The 19,325-nt window shown below is 46.3% G+C and carries 16 protein-coding genes, 1 tRNA gene and 1 riboswitch; of the genes, 12 read left to right on the forward strand and 5 right to left on the reverse strand.

From position 1 onward, the window contains the following. Window positions 1–382 precede the first annotated feature (382 nt). The 3 genes from HMPREF3027_RS02185 to HMPREF3027_RS02195 all read left to right on the forward strand — a co-directional run bounded on the left by HMPREF3027_RS02185 (window position 383) and on the right by HMPREF3027_RS02195 (window position 2,651). Window positions 383–1,588 carry an ATP-binding protein gene (locus tag HMPREF3027_RS02185; RefSeq protein ID WP_070706678.1) on the forward strand — a complete coding sequence of 402 codons (1,206 nt, stop codon included), beginning with the start codon at window positions 383–385 and terminating at the stop codon, window positions 1,586–1,588. 188 nt (window positions 1,589–1,776) lie between these two features. Beyond that, window positions 1,777–2,046 carry a LysO family transporter gene (locus tag HMPREF3027_RS02190; protein WP_141756211.1) on the forward strand — a complete coding sequence of 90 codons (270 nt, stop codon included), beginning with the start codon at window positions 1,777–1,779 and terminating at the stop codon, window positions 2,044–2,046. After that, window positions 2,043–2,651: a LysO family transporter gene (locus tag HMPREF3027_RS02195; protein ID WP_070706682.1), complete on the forward strand. Its 609-nt coding sequence runs from the start codon at window positions 2,043–2,045 to the stop codon at window positions 2,649–2,651. The genes HMPREF3027_RS02190 and HMPREF3027_RS02195 overlap by 4 nt, the downstream gene beginning before the upstream one ends. Window positions 2,652–2,708: 57 nt before the next feature. Here the strand turns inward: HMPREF3027_RS02195 and HMPREF3027_RS02200 are convergent, their stop codons facing one another. From HMPREF3027_RS02200 to HMPREF3027_RS02220, 5 genes are all read right to left on the reverse strand, one after another. Continuing rightward, entirely contained in the window at window positions 2,709–3,923 is a 1,215-nt protein-coding gene (locus HMPREF3027_RS02200) for an L-serine ammonia-lyase, iron-sulfur-dependent, subunit alpha (RefSeq protein WP_070706684.1), read from the reverse strand. A gap of 147 nt (window positions 3,924–4,070) precedes the next feature. Next, window positions 4,071–4,270: riboswitch (cobalamin riboswitch) on the forward strand. A gap of 546 nt (window positions 4,271–4,816) precedes the next feature. Next, window positions 4,817–6,268: a BACON domain-containing protein gene (locus HMPREF3027_RS02205; RefSeq protein ID WP_168165860.1), complete on the reverse strand. Its 1,452-nt coding sequence runs from the start codon at window positions 6,266–6,268 to the stop codon at window positions 4,817–4,819. A 4-nt stretch (window positions 6,269–6,272) separates the two neighbouring features. Continuing rightward, window positions 6,273–7,982, reverse strand: coding sequence for an MAC/perforin domain-containing protein (locus HMPREF3027_RS02210; protein WP_070706688.1), 1,710 nt, complete (start codon window positions 7,980–7,982; stop codon window positions 6,273–6,275). Window positions 7,983–8,474: 492 nt separating this feature from the next. Beyond that, window positions 8,475–9,416: a 16S rRNA (cytosine(1402)-N(4))-methyltransferase RsmH gene (gene rsmH, locus HMPREF3027_RS02215; protein WP_070706690.1), complete on the reverse strand. Its 942-nt coding sequence runs from the start codon at window positions 9,414–9,416 to the stop codon at window positions 8,475–8,477. Beyond that, a complete protein-coding gene (locus tag HMPREF3027_RS02220; RefSeq protein WP_070706692.1) occupies window positions 9,413–9,721 on the reverse strand; it encodes a DUF4286 family protein in 309 nt (102 codons plus the stop codon). The genes rsmH and HMPREF3027_RS02220 overlap by 4 nt, the downstream gene beginning before the upstream one ends. Window positions 9,722–9,887: 166 nt before the next feature. Here HMPREF3027_RS02220 and HMPREF3027_RS02225 point away from each other — a divergent pair, with 166 nt between their 5' ends. From HMPREF3027_RS02225 to HMPREF3027_RS09740, 9 genes are all read left to right on the forward strand, one after another. After that, complete coding sequence (locus tag HMPREF3027_RS02225; RefSeq protein WP_070706694.1) at window positions 9,888–10,961, forward strand: Smr/MutS family protein; 1,074 nt, start codon at window positions 9,888–9,890, stop codon at window positions 10,959–10,961. A 23-nt stretch (window positions 10,962–10,984) separates the two neighbouring features. Beyond that, on the forward strand, window positions 10,985–11,473 hold the full coding sequence (locus tag HMPREF3027_RS02230) for a CYTH domain-containing protein (protein ID WP_070706696.1): 489 nt from the start codon (window positions 10,985–10,987) through the stop codon (window positions 11,471–11,473). A gap of 20 nt (window positions 11,474–11,493) precedes the next feature. Further along, window positions 11,494–13,662: a S46 family peptidase gene (locus HMPREF3027_RS02235; RefSeq protein WP_070706698.1), complete on the forward strand. Its 2,169-nt coding sequence runs from the start codon at window positions 11,494–11,496 to the stop codon at window positions 13,660–13,662. Between the two features lie 11 nt (window positions 13,663–13,673). Beyond that, window positions 13,674–15,419 carry a bifunctional metallophosphatase/5'-nucleotidase gene (locus HMPREF3027_RS02240; protein WP_070706700.1) on the forward strand — a complete coding sequence of 582 codons (1,746 nt, stop codon included), beginning with the start codon at window positions 13,674–13,676 and terminating at the stop codon, window positions 15,417–15,419. Window positions 15,420–15,423: 4 nt separating this feature from the next. Then, the gene (locus tag HMPREF3027_RS02245; protein ID WP_070706702.1) at window positions 15,424–16,515 is read left to right on the forward strand and encodes a mannose-1-phosphate guanylyltransferase; all 1,092 of its coding nucleotides are present in this window, start codon (window positions 15,424–15,426) and stop codon (window positions 16,513–16,515) included. A 114-nt stretch (window positions 16,516–16,629) separates the two neighbouring features. Then, window positions 16,630–16,714 (forward strand) — tRNA-Ser (locus HMPREF3027_RS02250). 360 nt (window positions 16,715–17,074) lie between these two features. After that, a complete protein-coding gene (locus tag HMPREF3027_RS02255; RefSeq protein WP_210400666.1) occupies window positions 17,075–18,316 on the forward strand; it encodes a site-specific integrase in 1,242 nt (413 codons plus the stop codon). 27 nt (window positions 18,317–18,343) lie between these two features. After that, complete coding sequence (locus HMPREF3027_RS02260) at window positions 18,344–18,817, forward strand: DUF1896 domain-containing protein (RefSeq protein WP_070706706.1); 474 nt, start codon at window positions 18,344–18,346, stop codon at window positions 18,815–18,817. A 167-nt stretch (window positions 18,818–18,984) separates the two neighbouring features. Then, window positions 18,985–19,317 (forward strand): hypothetical protein, encoded by a 333-nt coding sequence (locus tag HMPREF3027_RS09740; RefSeq protein ID WP_070706709.1) that lies wholly within the window; start codon window positions 18,985–18,987, stop codon window positions 19,315–19,317. The last annotated feature ends 8 nt before the right edge of the window (window positions 19,318–19,325 follow it).

Below are 19,325 nucleotides of genomic sequence, written 5' to 3' on the forward strand. Positions count from 1 at the left end.
TTAGTTGCAACTAAACTTTTGACCACTTAGCTGTCGCTTTTTTTGGGCTGTTGAATGAAGACCATCTATCCCTTATTTAAGACTGTTGCACGAAGGCGATCTGAGGCGTTGCTTTCGGGATTCGGGCTCGGTCACGTACGTGAGTACGCTCTCAGCGCCCTGGTAGGGCCTTGGTAGCCTAAAGCACCTTGCCCTGACCCTCAGGCCTTGCGCCTCATCCTTCGTGCAACGTCTCGGCACATTTGAGCAAATGTGCAAGAATGGCACTTCGTGCAACATTCTCCATTTACATTTGGAAGAATAGTGAGAATTGAGTAATTTTGGAGTTGAAATTGAGTAAAATTACAACTAGAATTGAGTGAAATCTTCATTGAAATTGAGTATGAAATATACACGCAAACAATACCATACCTTGAAGGAACGTATTGAGGAACCAAGACGATTCATACAGGTATTGGCTGGGCCAAGACAAGTGGGGAAATCGACTCTCGTGGAGCAAGTTTTGAAGAGCCTAACCATTCCTCATTCAATAGAGGTGGCGGATGCTGTTGAGCCAAATGATAACGATTGGATACGGCGAGTATGGGAAAGTGCACGAACTACCATGACCCTTCGTGGTGAAGCGGAGTACCTTCTAGTTATTGATGAGATTCAGAAGATTGATAATTGGAGTGAAGTAGTCAAGAGAGAGTGGGATGTAGATGCTCGAAAGGGTCGCAACCTGAAAGTGGTATTACTAGGGAGCAGTCGGCTTTTGCTCAAGAAAGGGCTTACGGAGTCATTAGCCGGTCGTTTTGAACTGATTCGTCTTGGGCATTGGAGTTACCAAGAGATGCACGATGCCTTTGGTGTGACGCTCGATGAGTACATCTATTTCGGTGGGTATCCAGGAGCTGTTCATTTGATAAGCGACGAAAAGCGGTGGCGTAAGTATATCAAGGATTCATTGGTAACGCCTGCCATTGAAAAGGATGTACTAATGACCTCTAATATCTACAAGCCTGCCTTGATGAAGCAACTATTTGAGCTGGGCTGTGGCTATTCTGCTGAGATATTGTCACTGACGAAACTGATGGGTCAATTGCAAGATGCAGGCAATGTAACCACTTTAGCATCATATTTAGAGATACTCAACCAGTGCGCATTGCTCACTGGTCTGCAGAAATTTGCTAATGATGATGCCCGCAAGAGGGCCTCTATCCCCAAATATCAGGTGTACAACAATGCCTTGATGACGGCTTATAAGGGACGCTCGTTTATCAATGACCGAACCGACCCAATGCTTTGGGGAAGGTGGGTGGAAAGTGCCGTCGGCACTCATTTGCTAGGTATCGCAGAGGAAGAGGACTATCAGGTATATTACTGGCGAGATACCGCAAAGAATAGACAAGATATGGAGGTCGACTTTATCATTGTTAATGATGGAGAGGTGACCGCCATTGAGGTGAAAAGCGGCAGGCGAGGGATGAACTCAGGCCTTCCAGCCTTTGTGGAGGCATTTCACCCTAAAAAGTCGTTTGTCGTCGGCTCAGGTGGCGTTTCGTTGGAAGACTTTCTAAAATCCGATATAGCTAATCTATTGAGGTAACTTCCAAGAGACTATTGCACGAGAGCGATCTGCTTCGTTGCTTTCGGGATTTAGACTTGATTCAAGTGTACGAGAATGGTACTTCGTGCGACATTCTCTTCTTAGAATAGGCTGGATGGGGTTGCTGAGGGTAGGGTAATCTTTGGTAGATTTGCAAGGGGGAGCTGTTGATATTGGAGAGTGAGGAGATGTGGAAGCTATTTAGTTGTATTTTACTGGGGGTGGTATGTGGTTGGCTCTTGAGGAGGCGACGGATTAGGGGGCTTAGCACTGCTTTGATGGTGGTGATCTGTCTGCTACTCTTTGTGCTAGGGCTGGAGGTGGCACACTCGCAGAGTGAGATGGCCAATATGCTGGTGGTGGTAGGGATTGCTCTGGTGGTAGCTTTGTGCTCTACTGCAGGTAGTGTACTGATGGCGTGGCTCTTTGGGCGTCCTAAAAAGAATCGGGAGGTATGAAGTCTAATCTTATATTGCTCGGTTTCTTTCTCCTAGGGCTCGCCTTGGGGGGTAGTGATTTAGTTCCTACTGCTATTGTGGAGTCGGACTTGGGGAATTATCTGCTCTATCTGCTCCTGTTTTTAGTTGGCTTGAGTGTGGGGAATGATCGTGATACGATCAGGGGATTTAGGCAGTTATCTCCTCGTCTACTGGCGTTGCCTTTCCTGACAATCATTGGAAGTATGTGTGGTGGAGTGGTGGCTGCTTTGCTCCTTGGGCAATCGCTCTATGAGATGCTGTCGGTATCGCAAGGGTTGGCTTACTACTCTCTTTCGAGTATCCTTATTACGGAGAAGCTGGGGATTACGCTAGGTGCTATTGCGCTCTTTTCCAATGTGTTTCGTGAGCTCTTGACACTCCTTTTGGCACCGCTCTTGGTAAAATACCTCGGTCCTCTTGCACCTATTGCTGCAGGCGGGGCTACGACGATGGATGTGACACTTCCAGCCATTCTCAACGCCTCGGGTAAGGAGTACTTGGTGCCTGCTATTTACCATGGCTTTGTCTGCGACTTTAGTGTGCCGATTTTAGTGACACTCTTCATTGAACTAGCTTTAGGATAAAAATAAAGGCGTACCTGGATGTCCAGATACGCCTTATCTTTTTATAGTGACCGCTGCTTATGGAATGATGCAGTAGTTGGTGGCAAGACCGCCTTCGGAGGTCTCTTTGTAAAGACTTGGGAGGTCGTGCCCTGTCTGCTTCATCACTTCTACCACTTGGTCGAAGGTAACTCGGTGGAACCCGTCGGAGAAGGCGGAGAAGGTATTGCTATCCAATGCACGGGCGGCAGCAAAAGCATTGCGCTCGATGCAAGGGATTTGCACCAAACCACAGATGGGGTCGCAGGTGAGACCTAAGTGATGCTCAAGAGCCATCTCGGCTGCATACTCTATCTGATTGAGGCTTCCTCCAAAAAGTTGGTTGGCGGCAGCTGCTGCCATAGCACACGCTACACCCACCTCACCTTGGCAACCCACTTCGGCACCAGAGATGGATGCATTGGTACGGGCAAGGTTGCCGATCAGTCCAGCTGTGGCAAGAGCTCGATGGATCATACGATCGGGAAACTCACGGGAGGTCTGTAGGTGGTAGAGTACCGCTGGTACCACACCCGACGAACCGCAGGTGGGGGCGGTGGCGACCACGTGACCGGAGGCGTTTTCCTCCGAAACAGCGAGTGCGTATGAGTAAACTAGTCCACGGCTACTGACATTACTCTTATAGCCTTTGGCGCGAATCAGGTACTCGCCAGCTTTGCGACGCAGGTTGAGCCCTCCTGGAAGTACTCCATCGGATTCTAGCCCTCTTTGGACAGCCTCTCTCATCACTTGCCATACTTCGGCAATGTGATCCCATACGGAGGGATCGTCGTACCGCTCCACATACTCCCAAAAGTTAATCCGATGCTGCTGGCAGTAGACCATAATATCTGTGAGGGTGTGGTGAGGGTAGATCTCATCATGGCGGCTCTCATCAAAGCTCTCATTGGCCAATGAGCCACCACCGATACTGTAGACTTTCCACTCGTCGAGTACCTTATCACTCTCATCGAGTGCCTCAAAGAGCATTCCATTGGTGTGGAACTCTGGCACAATCGTGGGCTCCCAAAGGATCTTAGTCGGTGCTAGTGGCTCTAGCACATCGAGGATCGCTACATCGGTCATGTGCCCCTTGCCGGTGGCGGCAAGAGAGCCGTAGAGGGTGACTCTGTAGCGATTAGGATTATGATCCTTGAATCGTGCAGCGAACATCTCTGCTGCTCGCCTTGGTGCCATGGTATGGCTACTTGATGGGCCGTGCCCTATCTTATATATCGTCTTAATTGTCTCCATATTGTATACCCCTTCTAAGTATGCGAAAATCTAGGCACAAAGTTACCACTTTTTGTTGTGACTTCCTATTCGCTTTTTCTGTCAGGTTGGGAGGAAGAAACTTCAAGATATTAGCAAGTGTTGATTTGGTAGATTTAGCAATTGTTATTATCTTTGCCGTATGAAGGTGCTTTGGTGGTTGTTCAACCATCGAGGTTAAAAGGGAAACAGGTGAAAGTCCTGTACAGTCCCGCTGCTGTAAGTCTTATCAAACGCTCTAGCGTAAACCACTGTGAGAGTAGTCTCTTATGGGAAGGAGCTGGAGACGGAGACAAGTCAGAAAACCTGCCTTCAATGTGCATTTTGTATCTCTCTCGAGGGTTGGAGAGGTGCCACAGAACGACTTAGTCTAGTCAATTCCCTTTCTTTGACCGCAACACGAAGAGGGCTAAGATTGCTGATGTGGTGATTTGATCAGGAAGATGAGCGTGAATCTGTGAAGCTTCACGACATTGATATGCACAGCAATGGAGCAGCAGAGAGTGTACACTTCTGCCTTTTGTGTCCACTCTAGCCACTCTTGGAAGTGGATGTCGTGGTTTTGCAATCATCGCCTCGCATCCACTTCCTTTTTATTTGCTACTTTTGGGTGGATTTGATTTTATCCGCACGATGTTCTGAAGTGTAGGTGATGTTTTACAAGAGTGAAATAGAGCAGATTGAGTGTCAGGGGTTACGCATTAAGAAAGAAGGATCTCGGCAGAGATACTTACTCCATTATCCCCAATAACTAGTATATGGTCATTAGTACAACTGACGCTTCTAAGTCTCTTTCTAATGCGTAACCCCCTGACCAACCCTATTTCATACCGCAATATTTTTTTCGGACACTCCAAAGGATGGGAAGATAATTACTATTCAAACCCATAGTTGTCCTTCTGCGGGTCTATTATTAGTTTGATGTTTCTACTATTAAGTTGCTTTGGTCTTGGCCCGTGCAACCTATTCATTTGTAACTCTATCCTAGATAGTTTGGTCTTTGGTGGTATTAGATTGTCTAAGTCTAAGTAGCCTTCAAAGTTATTGTCATTCAACTTCAAGACTCGAGTGAGGGGCAAGTCCTTGAATAAAAATGGTGGGAGCATACCGCCCAATTCATTATTACTTAAGTCAAGTTCAAAAAGGTTATTGATAGAGCTAAGCTCTTCTGGCACTGAGCCGTGCAGATGGTTGCCAGATAAGCGGAGAAACATTACGTCATCAAGCAATCCGATCTCTTTTGGTATCTCACCTACTAGATTATTATTGTCTAGATTTAGTGTTGTTACACTCAATTTTGGGTCTATTTCAGGTATTTGGGTGCCATCAAACCCCACTATGCCATACCATTCTGTTACGGGCTTGTCCGAAAGCCAATTATCATTTCTTATCCAATTATCCCCGTCAGTAGCTACGTATAGTGCTTTTAGTGCTTCCCTTTGATTTCGATTAAACATTGAAGCTTCTACAGTTATGCTGATAGGCACAACAAGGTCAGTGGCAGATACATTTAGGTTAAAATTTAGTGGGCGTTCATAGTCATATCGCCTCATCTTTATATTAACCTTTATGATATTTGGTGATTCGTTTTCTTCCGTGAGAGTAAATATTGAGGGCAGTGCATTCTCTGAACTTATCCTTACCTCTTTGTTGGAGCTTATCTCTATCTGCTCTTCACCTCCTTGCCAAGGGAAAGCGATAGCACTTTTAGATAAAGTTATGACCGTGGCATAATCTTGCTGGACCACTATTCTCTCCTCTTTACCATCAGCAGTGAGTGTTACGATTGCTTTTCTAGGATCCTCCGTACTCTTATTCTCGTCTGTTATTAGAGTAAAGAAGTTACCCTCTTCTTTCGTTACGGTAAGCCAAGCTTCGCTAGATTTTACCGACCATTCGGCATAATTTGATTCAACCTTAACACGCCTCTCCTCCGCTTTAGCACTCAAATAAATCTCATGCTCTTTTAAGGTAATCTCAACTCTTTCTCTTTGTATGATAGGAATCCTTACCTCGCAATCTTGTGCGTCAAGTAAAATTGTGGTTTGGCGATCTTGGGCTGTTTTATTTTCATCAATAACGACCGAAAGAGTGTGATCATCCATCTTTGATGCTAGATACCAATCAGTCCATTCTCCTACTACGTCCCACTTGACATTACTCTTAATATCTATGGTAAAAGTGCCACCACTTGCATTAGCTTTCAATACCTGAATAGATGGTGTAATATTAGGGATGGTGATATCGTCCTCTTTCGGAGCACATCCTTGTAGAAGTGCCAATATGACTAAACTCATAAGTCCAAGCAAGGATACAACTCTTTTCATATACCTATAGTGCATAAATTTCATATCCATGTACATTTGAAATATATTCAACTTCATCTATATCATCAAGACCTGATTCCTCACAAAAAGCGTCTAATATGCGAAGGGCGATCTTTCGCCGGTCATATTTATTGTTTATAAGAATATAAGTGAACGAACGAGAGGCGAGTGTGTCTTTTATTTTGCAATATTTTATTAAGGGCTTTATTGTGTTGTTTGATGACGTTAAATCAATGATATTATAGTGTTGTAGTTGCTCAATAAACTCACATCTATAAGATTCCATATGGCATACATTGATGGGAGAGTCTTCTAGTTTGTAGTATAGCCACCATTCATAGCCCATTTGAGGTAGTTTTACTTTGTCTAATAAAAATAAATCACCGAATCTAGAAATAAGCCCAAGGTATACATATCCGTCTCTCTTGTTAACGATAATGGGTTCCCCTTTATAATTTAAAGGGTTGTAGTCAATTCCTTTTTCAATATAGTCTTTAACTCGCTTTGAAATGTTTATTTCTGGTATTAGCTCAGAAATTGGTATTAATCCACTGTCATTAATCTTTACGAGAACGTCTCTATCATTTACAGATTGGCTCCAAGCGGAAAGGTCTATTCTTGGGAATGAGAATGATTTGGCATCACTTGATGAGATTGGGAATGCTGAGGCTAAATTAAGTGGAAGCCCCCCGATGGATGTCGCACTGAAATCAGAAAAAGAATATTCGTTTTTAAGCTCCTTATATCTTTTTATGGAAGTACTATCATTTTGTGATCCACTGATACTCACTGTACCAAACACCCCTTTGGATGCTACATTTATCAATAGTCTTGTTTCATTATTTATCTGAGATTTGTTTTTGCTGTTTTTACTCCCAAATGCAGCATTTATTGTTACTTTTCCTCCAGAGGTGTAGCTTTTCAAAACGAAAGGTCCATATTCACTAATCAGTTCAGAAGCTGATTTTGAAAAGGAATTAGTTGAAAATCTTGGGTCAACGTCACTCTCTGGCGTTCTAAGCTTTTTACTAGGAATGGTTAGTGATAAGGATTGAGTTAAAATTATTTGGGACGCAAAAGTTAATGAAACCGAGTGGAAGTCATCACTTGTTAAATCAAGTGATTTTTTATAGCTGGAGTTTATTTTGGCGGATAGCTTAGCAATGAATTTTGTTAAGTCTACAGAGATACTAGCTCCTGTCTTTGAAGTTGTAGTGCTAAAATAGTCAGATAATGACTGTGTTATTTCGGTGGAGGAATTAGTAGTGAAAGATGATTGCCCTATATAAATATTTGTAGGATAAAATAGAGAATATGGGTCTTTTGAAACTTCTCTCATATTGATTACTGGTTGTGTCGCATTACGATTGGATTCTAACAATAGAGATGGGCTGTCGTCTTGGAACCCTTTTTCTGGGTTATAACCAAATCCTAAAATTCCTAAGTCAAAATCATATGCGGAGTTTAAAGATGTCTGAGACAGACTTGAAAACTCTAACAAGATAGAATCTCTTTTGTCCAGCATTTGTGCCTTTTCATCGGGGGTTGTAGTTTTTTGCGAAAAACTTCTTAACTGAGGAGCTCTTTGCACACTTCTTGGAGTCTCGCTTGATCCATCTATAAGTCTTGAGTTGTTTGGGGCACAGCTAACAAGGATGGAAATGATTACTGTGAATAATGTAGCGTAAACGTTGTCCTTCTTGGTGTAATTCATATTTGCTGTTTTTATGGTTTGTAATATATATATATATATATCTTTAAAGTCAAACGTACTGATAAATTATTGGTTCTACTATTTTTATTGAGTATTTAACAAAACTTAAATCTATCACCTTGCACTGAAAATGAACAATGCTCCTTGTTTCATATCTTTTGTACCCGATATAACTTTTAATTTACTACTTGATAGTTAGACTTCCCTTTATTTATTCGCTAGTAGCTTTGTTTTTGAGAAAGTAACCCTCCTACATACAATGGTAGATATGCAACCCCTTCGGGGTTTTCTTGATCGCGACTAGTTGTCCGACCTATCCGATTAGGTGCCTCCCCCAATGAAGGGTCTCGGCAGAGACCCTGTTAAATAGACACAGGTTCGAAGATCTGTGTATAAATAGGTCCCAAACACCCTTACGACCCCAGTCGAGGGGTCGGACACTTCGTGTAATAGTGCTTTTAATTGCGAAACCCTCAAGGTAGGTGCAATAGTTTAATCTTCCGAATCCCCTTGCTTAATGGCTATGCGAAGCTTTGCACTACGTGCACGAGGATTGGTAGCTATCTCCTCTTGGGAGGGGAGGATGGGCTTGGCTTGTAGTGGTTTGAGGGGGGTGATGGGGGCGCCAAAGGTATCTGTTTGGCGGATGCCCTCAATATTTCCAGTGCGGAAGAAGTGCTTAACGGGTCGATCCTCGAGTGAGTGATAGGTGATGACCACAAATCGCCTCTCTGGTGCTAGCAGCTGGCAACCATCGCTGAGCAATTGGTGGAGTGCCCCTATCTCGTCATTGACCGCGATCCGGAGAGCTTGGAATAGCTTGGCTAGCGATTGCTTATCTCTCTCTGGCACGACTGGTGCCACGGCGGTGAGTAATTCTCCAATAGTAGAGAGCTGCCCGCGCTCGGAGGCCTCTTTGAGAAGTGTAGCGATACGGTAGCTCCCCTTGAGCTCGCCATAGGTGGCGAGGAGCGCCCCAAGCTGGTCGCGATCAAGTGAGGTGATCAGCTCAGCAGCGGTTTGCCCCCCTTTGCTATTCATTCGCATATCAAGGGGTCCATCGAAGCGAAAGGAGAATCCCCTTTGCTCATCATCTAGGTGATGGCTAGAGAGCCCAAGGTCGGCTAAGATGCCATCTACTTGCTCAATGCCGTAGAAGTCCATAAAGTGGCGGAGGTGGCGGAAGTTGGTGCGGACGAAAGTAAAGCGTGGATCCTCAATGTGGCACTCGCGGGCTGCATCGGGGTCGCGGTCTAGTCCGAATAGATGCCCCTTTGGGGAGAGTGCCTCTAAGATGCGGCGTGAGTGTCCACCGCCACCAAAGGTACAGTCAATGTAGATGCCATTGGGGTCGGTGACTAATGCCTGTACACTCTCCTCGCAAAGCACTGGTACATGGTACCCTTCCGCACGTATCACCTCTTCGCGCTTCATCGCCCTATAATCTCCATAAGGGTGGGGAAAAAACCAACCCTCTCTCCATATAACTCTAGTACACGGGTTACGAGTGGGTCTTCAATTAGCTCGAACCCCTCGAGTAATGCGGGGGAAGCTAGTTCAAATTGGAGGGCAACAGAGACGCCATCCTCCACAGGAGTGGGGATCCTAAGTAGCTTGGCAGCACTCCAGCCCTCTCGCTCCGACCAAGCGGGGAATAGGCGGTGCTCCACGTAGTAGAGTAGGTCGTCGCTACAACTACGATCGCCACTAATAGTCACATTATATAGATATCCTTTCATAGCCCAAAGATACCAAAAATATTGGAGCTATCTGACCTCTCTTTGGCGGCTATTTTAAGGGGAAAAGGAGGTGCTCAAGCACTACTCGTAGCATTGAGTAGATATAAAGGGGGATGTTCTCTTTGATTTTAGGTATATTTGTAAAACGATAAGTAAAGCAATTGCTATGAATAGAGATCTTAAGATTGGGGATCGGGTGAGGTTTTTGGACGCTACTGGAGGTGGAGTGGTGCGTAAACTGCTACGCTCTAGTGGGGTGGTATATGTGGAGGACGAGAGTGGCTTTGAGATGCCTGTGCTACAGTCTGAGGTAATCAAAGTGGAGGAGGCTGCCAATGATGAGGTGGTGACGCCACCAAAGCAGTCGCCAGTCTCTAAGAAGCCTTCTCGAAAGGAGGCTCAACCTATGATCGCACGGGGTGATGACCCTAGTGGGGAGCGACTGAATGTATCGCTCTGCTACCTTCCTGAAGAGGGAGGGCAGATAGGGCGGTGCCGCTATGAGGTTTATCTAGTGAATGACTCCAACTACGACCTCTTTGTAACCTATAGCTCGGGTCGCGGGGCGGAGCAGGAGCTGAGGTATAGCGGGGTGGTACCCTTTGATAGTAGTGAGGAGCTGGAGAGCTTTGACCCTTTGGAGCTGCCAGAGCGTAGTCGGACAACGGTGCAGCTACTTGCCTTTAAGGAGGGCGGTATCGTCTACCGACCTAAGCAAGCGATGAGCTTTGAGCTGAAGATAGATGGTGCTCGCTTTTTGAAGGAGGGAGCCTTCGTGGAGAGCCCTTACTTTGATGATGGGGCGATTACCTTTGAGCTAGTAAAGGAGGATCAACTACTGGTGACTAAAAAGGTGGAGGCGGAGCAATTGGCTAGCGAGATGATGCGGGCTAAAGTGCAATTGGATAGTCCTAAGAGAAGAGCTAGAAAAGGAGTCGCTAGCCACAAGGGGGAGCCACTAGTGGTGGACCTCCACATTAATGAATTGGTGGATAATACCCTTGGCATGGAGCCTAAGGATATGCTTGAGATACAGCTTGAGAAGGTGGAGGAGGTACTCCGTAGCCGACGCAAGCCTAACCACGTGGGGGAGAAGGTGATCTTTATCCACGGTAAAGGCGAGGGGGTGCTCCGGAAAGCGGTGTGGGACTTAATCCATCGGAAGTTTCCCCGCCACGACTTGCAGGATGCATCGTTTCAAGAGTATGGCTTTGGTGCCACTCAAGTAACTATTCGATAGGAAATTAATACAATATATATATTATGGGTGTAGAGATAGAGCGTAAGTTTTTACTCAAACCGGGGGCATCGCTTCCGGAGAGTGACGAGGTGCTAAATATTCAGCAGTCTTATGTAGCCAAAGGGGAGGGTAGAGAAGGCACCTCGGTGCGGGTCCGTTTGGTCAATATGGAGGAGGCCTTTCTAACAATCAAGCAAGCTTCTAGGGAGAACCTAGCGGTGCGCAGTGAATTTGAATACCCTATCCCTGTGGAGGATGCTCTGGAGATTATGGCGCTAAGCCCATTTACAAAGGTGGTGAAGCAACGCCATATCATCATGATCGGTGAAAACAAGTGGGAGGTGGACTTTTTCCTCGAGGACAATGAGGGCTTGATAGTGGCGGAGCTGGAACTCCCATCGGTGGATACGGAGGTGGAGCTACCAGAGTGGATCGGTGAAGAGGTGACGAACGACAAGAGGTACCTCAATAACTACCTAGCAGTACACCCCTATAGTACATGGAATAACTAATCTAAAATATAGTGACTATTATGAAGAGAAGATACTTAATTACTTTGCTCGCTATGGTGTTAGTGGCGCCGTGGGCAGTGGCAGATGGAGGAATGTGGATGCTGCAATTCTTGAAGCAGCAAAACCTAAAGCGAATGCAGAAGATGGGCTTGAAGCTATCGGCTGAAGAGATCTATAATCCTGGTCAGGGCGCTTTGGGCGATGCAGTGGTGCAATTTGGCGGTGGCTGTACGGGGGAGATTGTCTCAAGCCAAGGGCTGGTCTTTACCAATCATCACTGTGGTTATGGTGAGATCCAGAGTCACAGTTCGGTAGAAGCCAACTATCTCCGCGATGGCTTTTATGCACCTACCCTTCAGGATGAGCTCCCTAATCCAGGTTTGAATGTGACGATTGTGGAGGAGATTGTCGATGCTACGGACTATCTCAAGCAGTACCTAGAGAAGGTAGGGGAGCAGGACCCTCTAGTTTATATGCGTCGTGGCTATCTGCGTAAGGTGGCTAAGCAGTGGTATGTGGAGAATAGAGGTGCGCTCACAGCAGGGGTAGCCTTGGATATGGCTCCTTTCTATGAGGGCAATAGGTATTATCTCTTTGTGAAAAAGCAGTACTCGGATATCCGCCTAGTGGCAGCGCCCCCTAGCTGTATTGGTAAGTTTGGTGCCGACACAGACAATTGGGAGTGGCCTAGACACTCGGGCGACTTTTCTGTATTCCGAATATATACAGCTCCCGATGGTTCGCCAGCGGAGTATTCTGCAGATAATGTACCTCTAAAGCCTAAGTATTACCTCAAGGTGAGTGGCAAGGGGGTAGAGGAGGGAGACTTCGTGATGATGATGGGCTTCCCAGGCACTACCAATCACTTCTACACGCCTAGCGAGGTGCGGGAGCGTCTGGAGGTGGATAACCAGATCCGAATAGACCTTCGTAAGGTGCGCCAAGAGGCAATGTGGGAGGAGATGATGAAGGATGAAGCGGTCAATATCCAATATGCTGCAAAGTATCAAGGTTCGACCAACGCTTATAAGAATGCGATTGGCACCAGTTGGGCAGCACGTAAGAAGAACTTCGAGGCGGTGAAGCAGGAGATGGTGGATCGTCTCCTTGCCTACAGTAAGCAGCAGAATAAGCCTGAGTATGCCGAGGCGGTTGCCAAGATAGAGACGATGGTGAAGGAGCGGGCTACGCTCCGGGCACTCGCCAAGATCTATGGGGAGGGGCTCTGGAGAGCGGTGGAGACGGCTAAGGCTCCGCTGATCAAAAGTGATGAGGAGTTGAGGCAACTTCGTGACCCACAGGAGGCCGCTAAATGGTACGATGAGGTGATCCTCGGCTACTTTGACAAGGACTACAATAAGGAGGTAGATCGCAAGGTGACCGCTGCGATGTTTGAGGCGGTGCTGAAGTACATTGACCGTGTGACGGAGGGGCAGGAGCTATCGATTCAATTGCAAACCCCTTTTGCTATCCGAAGCTTGATGGACAGTAAGGACTTGGGTGCTATCTTTGATGAATCGATCTATTTCGATAAGGCGAAGATGGTGGAGGTACTGAGCTCTGAAGGGGGTGAGGTGGCCTATGCGTTAGACCCTGTCACTTTACTCGCTTTCTCAGTGCGTGAGGATATGAAGACTATCTCCAAAGCACTCTCGGAGTATGACCGTGACTTTGCTCTAGCTCGCCGTACCTTGCTACAGGGAATGCTGGAGATGGATGGGGAGATGAACCTTTGGCCTGATGCCAATCTTACACTCCGCTACACCTTTGGTCAGATCAAGGGTTATGTGCCTAGGGACAATGTCTATTATGGCGCCCAGACCACTATGGATGGAATTATGGAGAAGTGGGATGACGAAAGCCCTGAATTTTATCTCCTCCCTAAGGTGGTGGATATCTACCGTAATAAGGACTTCGGGCGCTGGGCTCTACCAAATGGTAAGATGCCTGTGAATATTGTGGCCACTACTCATACTACAGGTGGTAACTCGGGTTCGCCTTTGGTGAATGGTAAGGGTGAGCTTGTGGGTATCAACTTCGACCGCAACTGGGAGGGCGTTGGTGGTGATATCGAGTATCTGCCCGATTATCAGCGGAGTATTATCCTAGATGTGAGATATCTACTGATGATATTGGATAAATATCTAGGGGCTGATAGACTGATGAATGAGTTGGATATCGTTGAGTAAAAAGTGGATTTATGAATAGAAGTCTACCAAAAGCACTGCTGCTCTTTTGCTGTATCCTGACTTTGTCGGGGTGTCGCAAGGAGGAGCAGTGCCAATCTATTCGCATCGTACATACCACCGATGTGCATGGCCGTCTATTTCCCTATGACTTGGTCAATGACCAGCCTAGCGAAGGGAGCTATGCTCGGGTAGCTGCCTATGTGCAGGAGCTGAAGGAGAGCAATCAGGAAGTGTTGCTCCTTGATGCAGGAGATATCCTACAGGGGCAGCCTACAGCCTACTACTATAATTATATTGATACGGTAGGGGTGCATCCATTGGCTACCTTTTTCAATCAGTATGGGTATGATGCCATTACGATGGGCAACCACGACATAGAGACCGGTCATAGCGTTTACGATAAGTTTGTGACTCAGCTCAATATCCCTGCACTTGGTGCCAATGTGCTGAGGGAGGATAGTGGGGAGCCCTATTTCCAGCCCTTTGTGATCGTCAATAAGGGTGGACGAAGGATTGCGGTAATAGGAACTACTACACCAAGCCTTACCGACAACCTGCCGGCTCACCTTTGGAGCGGTATGAAGTTTATCGATCAGGTGGAGACGGTTCGTAAGTATGTAGACGAGATAAAGGCATCGAAGCCCGATATGATTGTGGCTTTGATCCACAGTGGTAGTGGAAATAGAGACGGAGCTTACTACCCCAAGGCAGAGCATGTGGGCTATCAGATGGCACGTGAGGTGCCAGAGCTAGACTTAATCCTCTTGGGGCATGACCATAAAGAATTACTTGACTCAGTGGTGCATCAGAATGGAAAGGTGACTTATCTCCTTAATCCTGGAAGTGATGCCATGAGTGTCAGTGATACTGAGGTATTCTTCTGTAAGCAATCTAATGGCGCTAGCTCTATTAAGATCGCACCTAAGATTGTGTCTCTTAAGGAGGTAGAACCCGACCCTTCCTTTATGGCGAGCTTTGCAAAAGAGCGTGAGGCGGTTGATGCATTTATTTCGTCACCAGTAGGGCACCTGGCGGAGGATATCGATGCGAGGAGCTCATTCTTTCGCCCTGCAACCTTTACCGACCTAATTCACCAGGTGGAGCAATTTGCTTTTCCACAAGCAGAGATAACGCTGACGGCACCATTGGACTTCAATGTCTTATTGAAGAAAGGCCCCATCTCTATTCGAGACCTATTTAAGCTCTATCGCTACGAAAATAGCCTCTACCTAATGCAACTGACGGGTGATGAGGTGCGTGGCGCTCTGGAGGAGAGTTACGACCGCTGGATACAAACTATGTCGGGCCCCGCTGATGGCTTGATTCAGATCAATGAGGAACTCTTTGGTGGGCAGTATTTGGCTACAGCTCATCCGACCTACAACTTTGATACCGCTTCGGGTATCACCTATACGGTGGACGTGCGGAGACCTCGTGGAGAGCGGGTAAGGATTACCTCTGTGGGGGTGGAGCCTTTTGACCCTCTCCGTACCTATCTGGTGGCGGTCAATTCGTATCGTGGTTCGGGCGGAGGTGGCTTGCTTACAAAGGGAGCTGGTATCCCAGTTCAAGAATTACGGGATAGAATTGTGGAGACGACGGACCGAGACTTGAGGCATTATTTTATGCTGTTTTTGAAGAAAAATGACCCTTACACGCCTGTCATTAAGGCCAAGTGGTCATTTGATCCAAAGGAGTGGACTGAGCCAGCTATACAGCGTGATAGCACCACTTTATTTAGTCATCTAAAGCAGTGATACTATGAATAGCTTATCTAAGGATAATTATTGTGTGATCATGGCTGGAGGGGTAGGGTCCCGCTTTTGGCCATGGAGTAGAAACGACCGACCGAAGCAATTCCTAGATATAATTGAATCTGGGAGGACGATGATACAGGAGACTTTTGACCGCTTTGACCCCTTTATCCCAGAGGAGAATATCTATGTGATGACGGGAAAGCAGTTTGAAGCTCAGATGCTAAGGGAGCTACCCGCCCTGCATCCTAGTCAGGTCCTTACTGAGCCGGAGCGCCGAAATACCGCTCCTGCCATTGCCTATGCCGCTTACAAGATCGCCAGCATTAATCCTGATGCAGTGATGATTGCCTCTCCTGCCGACCAGCATATCCAAAATGTGGCCCTATTTAAGGAGACGGTGCTCAAGGCAGCAGACTATGCTAGGGAGCACCACTGCCTGATGACGATTGGGATTGAACCGACCTATCCAGCTATAGGGTATGGGTATATTGAGATGACGGAGCAAGCCAAAGCAGATGGTATTGGTCCTATTATCCGCTTTCAGGAGAAGCCCTCTGAAGAGGAGGCCATCAAGCTTTTGGCTACGGGTAACTATCTTTGGAATTCAGGGATATTTATCTGGCGAGTGAAGGATATTATTGAGGCACTTGAGCGGTATCTTCCCGAGGTGGCGGTTCATTTTGCCGAGATCGATGCTTATGGAAGTGCCAACGAGACAGAGGCGGTAGCAAGAGCCTTTTTGGCTTCCCCATCCATCTCTATTGATTACGGGGTGATGGAAAAGGCCGAAGGGGTGGCCACCATTCATGGAGCCTTTGATTGGGATGACCTCGGCACATGGCAGAGCCTTTACCGATACCAAACCCAAAACCCTCCTCAGGTCAGTGATAAGGCACCTGCAAAGGGCCGATTGATACTCGATAATAGTCCACATACCATGGTGCATCAAGGGGCGCCAGGGAAGGATGTGGTGGTGATAGGGCTGGAGGACTACCTAGTGGTGGACTTGGAGGATACGCTCCTCATAGCCCCCAAGAGTGATGAGAAGAAGCTCCACGCTTGGATGGATACCTACGCGAAGCAGCTGAAGAAGTAGTTTTCACTTCTTTACGGCTCGAAATCAAAAAAGAATGAGCCAGAAGGTTGGTGATATCAAATATTTTAGTATCTTTGCAACACTTTTGAGGCACCAAAAAAGCTTCAAGGGTAAGGAGAGGTGGCAGAGTGGTCGATTGCGGCGGTCTTGAAAACCGTTGAGGTGCGAGCCTCCGGGGGTTCGAATCCCTCCCTCTCCGCTTTAAGTACTCTGGTAGCACCGCCAGAGAACACTACTAAAAAAAGTATAAGTATCGTAATTCCAACGAGTTACGATACTTTTGTTTTATAGTCCTCTACCTCTTCAGAGTAGTTACAGAGATAGCCGAAACGCCCAAAATACTCTCCAATGGCTACAATCTGGCTACACTTTTTTCTCGCAAAAAATAATTGTAGCCAGGAGTACGTAGAGAGTCTGTTTAGAGTACTTGTACATTGCTGTAGTTCAAACAATTATGTGCAACTTTGTAGGCGAGTTGTAGAGAGTTATAGCACCATAAATGTGTAGCTTTTCTGGTCGCAAACTTTCTATGCTTGGCTACAATAAAAACAGACAATGTATGCAATCAATTTTCAGAACAGCATTCTACCTTCGTAGCAACTATGTGAACAAGGAAGGAAAAACGCCAGTAATGCTACGCATCTATCTCAACAATGAGCGGATGTCACTAGGCTCCACTGGTATCACCATCGTGCAGTCCCAATGGGATCGCGAAAAAGAGCGAGTAAAAGGGCGTCACACCGAAGCTCTGAATACGAACTTGCAACTGGATAACATCCAAAGTGGTTTACAAGCCATCTTTCGCAAGTTAGAAATGACTGATGAGCTTTCGTTAGAGCGTATCAAGTCAGAACATCTTGGCAAAAAACAAGATATAGATACCATCATGCAACTTTTCGACAAACACAATGAAGATGTTGCAGCTCGAGTTGGCATCTCAGTCTCTGCGCCCACTCTTCAAAAGTATAAGGTCTGCAAAAGACGCTTTTCTGAGTTCCTTAAAGATAAACTCAGACGTAGAGACCTCAAGCTCACGGAGCTAACCTATATGATTATACATGATTTTGACCTATACCTACGCACAGTGGTGGGGCAAAATCCTAATACAGCCACTAAAACGATGAAGACCTTCAAGACTATCGTCATTTTGGGGCAAAAGTTAGGCGTACTACATCACGACCCTTTTGTCAACTTCCGATTTCACTTAGAACCAGTGAATAGAGGGTTCTTGACTGACGAAGAGGTCTTACAGATCGTCAACAAGGAGTTGAATGTCCCAAGATTGGAGCTGGTACGAGACATCTTCATCTTTTCCTGCTTTACAGGTTTAGCCTACATTGATGTGGCTAATCTTACACCCGACAATATCGTGATGCTTGGTGGTAAAGAGTGGATCATGACTAAGCGACAGAAGACAAGCGTGGAGACCAATGTGCTGCTCCTCGACATCCCTAAGCGCATCATCAGTAAATATAGCCACCAAACTTATCGTGATGGCAAGCTCTTCCCTATCCTTAGCAATCAGAAGACCAATTCATACCTCAAAGAGATTGCAGATATATGTGGTATCAAGAAGAACTTGACTTTCCACCTAGCTCGACATACTTTTGCGACAATGTCACTGAGCAAGGGTGTTCCAATAGAGAGTGTCTCTAAAATGCTAGGTCATACCAATATCCGAACAACGCAAATCTATGCCCGGATTACCAATAAGAAGATTGAACATGACATGGAGCAGTTTGCTGACAAGCTGGGCAAGTTCAATACGGCAATGGGTATCGGGGAGAATAGCTGGCAATAAGTGCAACCATTAAAACCAAATAAGAAGATGAAGACAACGAATAAGAAAGAACTATCCTACTTCCGCTTAAAGCTAGTGAGCTACCTTAGTGAGCATTTCCCTGAAAAGGTGGAAGACAAGGCATTTATCAAGGCACGAGCTGATGAAGCTCTTACTACCTACTGTGATGCTGTGGAAGAAGGATTCTCACATCCCGAGGCAGAGAGTATGGCGAGTGAAGTACTGTATCGTGACCTGCATTTCTCCAAATACGACACGCTTGTGTCCGTCTTGGAGAATGAGTTTGAAAAGGAGCTCCCCTCCCCACTCCCCGAACGACTTGCTCCGATATTGCTAAAGAATCGAGCGATCCAAGAGACCTTTGACAAATACAATCTTACCGACGACTTCGATGCAAGCCCTGAGTATGAAACGCTCTACACAGAACTTACAGGAACAGTTGTACTTCTTATCGAAGCTAATCAACTTCCCATGATAGGCGATGTGAGTGCATTAGAGTAGACAATGTAGATTATCCCTATCTCGTGAGCCTTTTGAGCTTCAAGAGCCAAGATAGTCTCTCTGCTCCATACGTCAAGAGCATATTCTATCTCTTGTCTTTATGTCGCATAGTCTCTTGGCTCTGCTCTTGAAAACTCTAAAAGACTCCGAATATGAATAGATCTCTCATGAACAAAGACCTGCACAGTCCAGCCTTCATACGGGCAAGTGTTCCTGCAGATAAAGAGGAACCACTACAAGTTGCGTCCAAAACAACTTCGAGCAACGGCACCAAATGGTCTCGCATCATCCGACTTGCCTTACTTATGGGTATCCTATTGGGTGGAGTGTACTTACTCTCTAAGTTAGTCACAGCACAGGTCGTAACGGCTCTATTGATACTGATTGGTTTTGTGGTACTACGATTCATCGTTCGTACCGTTCTGCAAATCACATTTACGTTTTTACGCTACCTCTTTTGGATTGTTGTACTAGCCGTAATACTACTTTGCGTGCTATGACATAGCAC

It is taken from the genome of Porphyromonas sp. HMSC077F02 (assembly GCF_001815465.1).
GTDB lineage: Bacteria > Bacteroidota > Bacteroidia > Bacteroidales > Porphyromonadaceae > Porphyromonas_A > Porphyromonas_A somerae.